This is a genomic window from Frankia sp. CeCAU1, from assembly GCF_977971845.1.
The window spans coordinates 1-3325 of sequence record NZ_CDWWXA010000010.1; the positions used below are offsets into that span (position 1 = coordinate 1).

At 69.3% G+C, this 3325-nt stretch carries 3 protein-coding genes and 1 pseudogene; 2 read left to right on the forward strand and 2 right to left on the reverse strand.

Features of this window, described 5'->3' with window-relative positions; all coding sequences use genetic code 11:
* Positions 1–125 precede the first annotated feature (125 nt).
* Entirely contained in the window at positions 126–356 is a 231-nt protein-coding gene (locus AC08OO_RS03470) for a hypothetical protein (protein WP_476618228.1), read from the reverse strand.
* A complete protein-coding gene (locus AC08OO_RS03475) occupies positions 353–619 on the reverse strand; it encodes a hypothetical protein (protein ID WP_476618229.1) in 267 nt (88 codons plus the stop codon). Before AC08OO_RS03475 ends, AC08OO_RS03470 begins: the two co-directional genes overlap by 4 nt.
* Positions 620–789: 170 nt before the next feature.
* Here AC08OO_RS03475 and AC08OO_RS03480 point away from each other — a divergent pair, with 170 nt between their 5' ends.
* Entirely contained in the window at positions 790–2766 is a 1977-nt protein-coding gene (locus AC08OO_RS03480; protein WP_476618230.1) for a hybrid sensor histidine kinase/response regulator, read from the forward strand.
* Positions 2767–2973: 207 nt separating this feature from the next.
* Positions 2974–3198: pseudogene (locus AC08OO_RS03485) on the forward strand (hypothetical protein); the annotation flags it as partial.
* Between the last annotated feature and the right edge of the window lie 127 nt (positions 3199–3325).

Genomic DNA, 3325 nt, shown 5'->3' on the forward strand with positions numbered 1-3325 from the left:
GCCGGGCCGGGCGGCACCGGTCTCGGCGCTAGCGTGGCGCCGTCGGTTCGTCGCTGACCGGTAGGTGTCCCTGGAGGGGGCCGGCCGGTCTGGAGGGGGCCCCGGCCGGCCCCCGGGGTCGGGGTTCAGGAGGCGAGCCCGTGCCGTGCGTCCGCTGCCTGACAGCTGACGACCAGTTCGCCGTCGCGGGAGGCCTCCAGCAGGCCGAGCGCCACGAACCGGCGGACCAGGTCGGGATGCAGCCCGCCGTGGCTGGCGACCGTCTCCACGGTCAGCTTCCGGGCTGGTGCCAGCGGGTAACGCGGCCGGGTGGTCGACGGCGCCGTCCGCTGCCGCGACGGGAATGGGATGGTCATCGCCGGGATCCCTTGCTCGGATCGGACTTTCTGGGGTCGGAGTTCCTCGGGTCGGAGTTCCTCGGGTCGAAGGTCGAGGTGGCCGCCAGTTCTCCGAACAGCGCCAGCTCCCGGTCGGTCAGTGCCGGCGGCACTGCCACGCTGACCTCGGCTTTCTGGTCGGCGCCCGGGATCGGCCCGGGCGCCGCCGCCGAGAACGTGCCGCCGAGGCCGAGTGTTACGCCATCAGATGGCTTCCCGATCCACCGGCGCCTCAAAACCACCCGCCGGGATCCCACCAAGCCGATCAGGTCGGTCCTCCGGGAGAAGGCACGCATAAGCGGTGAACCACGGTGGCGGGTTGGCACGGGTCGGCACGGGGGGTCGGCATCTGTGCTACGGTCCACTCCGCCTCACTTAAAGAGCCGGGCCGATTACCGATCGTGGTGATGTGGTGAAGGGTTCCTCAGACCTGGCCAGCGGTCTGTTGGAGGCGGCACCGGACGCGATCGTCGCCGTCCGGGACGATGGGGCCATCGTCCTGGTCAATGCGCAGGCCGAGCGGCTGTTCGGCTACACCCGCGACGAGCTGGTCGGCCAACCGGTCGAGATCCTCATCCCGGTCGGTGTCCGCGCCGTCCATCCTGATCATCGGAACCGCTACTTCGCCGATCCCCGGCCGCGGCCGATGGGTGCCGGCATGGAACTGGCCGGGCGCCGCCGCGACGGCAGCGAGTTCCCCGCCGAGATCAGTCTCAGCCCGTTGGAGACCGAGGAGGGAACGATTGTCTCCGCGGCCGTGCGTGACGTGACCGACCGCAAACGGGCCGAGGCGAAGTTCCGCGGCCTGCTGGAAGCCGCGCCCGACGCGATCATCGGAGTCCGCCCCGATGGACAGATCGTCCTGGTCAACGCGCAGGCCGAGCGGCTGTTCGGCTACACCCGCGACGAGCTGGTCGGCCAACCGGTCGAGATCCTCATCCCGGTCGGTGTCCGCGCCGTCCATCCTGATCATCGGAACCGCTACTTCGCCGCCCCCCGCCCCCGGCCGATGGGTGCCGGCCTCCAGCTCGCCGCCCGCCGCCGCAACGGCAGCGAGTTCCCCGTGGAAATCAGTCTCAGCCCGTTGGAGACCGAGGAGGGAATACTCGTCTCCGCGGCGGTCCGGGACGTCAGCGACCGCCTCGAAGCCCAGGCCGAGGGGGAACGGTTGCGCGTCGAGGCGCAACGCCGCAACTTCGAGGCCCAGCTCCACCAGTCCCAGCGGTTGGAAAGCCTCGGCCAGCTCGCCGGCGGGGTGGCGCACGACTTCAACAACCTCCTCGGCGTCGTCATCAACTATGCCTCGTTCGTCGCCGAGGAGGTCGCCCAGGCTGCCGCCACACAGACCGCGGGCGGACGGTGGAACGACGTGCTGCGCGACATCGAACAGATCCAACGCGCCGCTGACCGCGCCACCGCGCTCACCCACCAGCTCCTCACCTTCGGCCGCCGCGAAACCGTGCAGCCCCGGGTACTCGACCTCAACCAGGTCGTCACCGACCTGGAGAACCTGCTGCACCGCACCCTGGGCGAACACATCGAGCTGCACATTCATCTGCAACCCGAGCTGTGGCCCATCCTGGCCGACCCCGGCCAGATCGAACAGGTCCTGACCAACCTTGCCGTCAACGCCCGCGACGCCATGCCCGACGGCGGCGTGCTGACCATCGACACCGCCAACATCACGATCGATCCGGACTACGCGGGCGAACGCCCGGGCGTGAAAGCCGGCCCGTATGCCCGGATCCGCGTCTCCGACAGCGGCACCGGCATGCCCCCGGAGGTCCTTGCCCGGGTCTTCGAACCGTTCTTCACCACGAAACCCAAGGGGGAAGGCTCCGGCCTCGGCCTCGCCACCGTCTACGGGATCATCAGCCAGGCCGGCGGAAACACCGACATCTACTCCGACCCCGGGGTTGGCACCACCATTCGCTGCCTGCTCCCCGCCACCGCCGCCACCACCACCACGGACGCCGCCGGTCAGCCGGACACCACGACCGGCACTCCGGCACACGCGGGCGAGACCGTCCTGCTCGTCGAGGACCAGCCCGCCATCCTCGAGGTCACCCGCCGCCTGCTTGCCCGCAACGGCTACCAGGTCCTCACCGCTACCTCCGCCGACGAGGCCATCCCCCTCGCTGCCGACCACCCCGGCCCCATCCACCTGCTGCTGACCGACGTCATCATGCCGCGCCTGCAGGGCAAGGAACTCGCCAGCCGGATCCGCTCCACCCGCCCCGGCATCCGGGTGCTCTACATGTCCGGCTACGCCCACCCGGTCCTCGCCACCCAGGGGAAACTTGATCCCGGTGTCATCCTGCTCGAAAAGCCCTTCTCCGAACGGGTCCTGCTCGCCAAAGTCCGAGAAGCCCTCAACTCGTCGACCTGACCACGAATCAACCAGGACCCACCTCAACGGCCGGGATATTTCCTTTCTTCCCCCTTGATAAGAAATATCCGTCAGCCGGCGCTTTCGTCGTCGCTCGTCCTGCCGCGTGGCCCTGGCGGCGGATGGTGGTTTCTGCGGTTGACAGTCTCTGCCCGCGTCATAGGCTCAGCCGTGGGACGGATGCCCGACCGGGGTAGAGTGATGATAATGAATCAGCAGGAAACGCAGCAGGTGGAGCGCGTGCTGCGGCAAAACTGGCAGCAGATCCGATACCAGATCCTTGACCAGTTCGCCGAGGTAGACTCGTCGGACCTGGACGCAGCCTCGAGCGTTGACGACCTTGTTCAGCGCATCGCCGACAGGTCGCACTACAGCGACAGGTATGTGGAAAGCAGGATACGCGAGCTGGTGGGTGTTGCGGCGGGCGCCGGCACCGGTCCGGCAGCGCAACCCACCGCCGCGGCGACGGCCACAGCCGAGCAGGCCCCAGCGCCAGCCGCGGCCGAGCAGCCGGGGGCCGGGGGCCAAGCGGAGCAGTCCGTGGCCGAGCAGCCCGCGG

Coding starts and splice junctions, on each gene's coding strand:
- AC08OO_RS03470 (WP_476618228.1), bottom strand. CDS start 356: ATGACCATCCCATTCCCGTCGCGGCAGCGGACGGCGCCGTCGACCACC.